1 pseudogene is annotated in these 418 nt (G+C 48.8%); it reads right to left on the bottom strand.

What is annotated here, in order from left to right:
* Positions 1 to 188 precede the first annotated feature (188 nt).
* A pseudogene (locus JO375_RS05275) lies at positions 189 to 418 on the bottom strand (hypothetical protein); the annotation flags it as partial.

Genomic DNA, 418 nt, shown 5'->3' with positions numbered 1-418 from the left:
CCTTCCAGCTGCTTTTGCCGAACAAGCTGACAAAAGGTGCGAAAATGTTCTACGATATGCTGCAGCCTGGTGGCATGGGTTGCCCTGCATTTCAACGCCCATTCCTTACGAATAAGGGACCATGCGTGAAAAAGGGCTGTTTGTTGCTGATCTAACACATCTGTTTGCTTTTCCATTTCCACTCATCCTTAATTTGATTTCACTTCGCTGCCCTTCATGTCCGCTGAACCGCTTAATTCAATATGACTGCCGTTGCAATCCATACGGAGCTGACTACCTGCGGACAGGCTCATCGTCTTCCCGGCAGACAGGCTGAGATTGCCTCCTGCTGAAATATTCACCTGCTTGCTGCTCGTGATATGGATGCCTTCTTTATCGTCCAGCTTGATATAAATCGCACCGTCCTTGCCCGTAACGA

Origin of the sequence: Paenibacillus farraposensis (assembly GCF_020736845.1) — a bacterium.
Taxonomy (GTDB): domain Bacteria; phylum Bacillota; class Bacilli; order Paenibacillales; family Paenibacillaceae; genus Paenibacillus; species Paenibacillus farraposensis.
The sequence above is the reverse complement of the archived record's forward strand: the minus strand, read 5'-3'. Positions and strand labels throughout refer to the sequence as shown.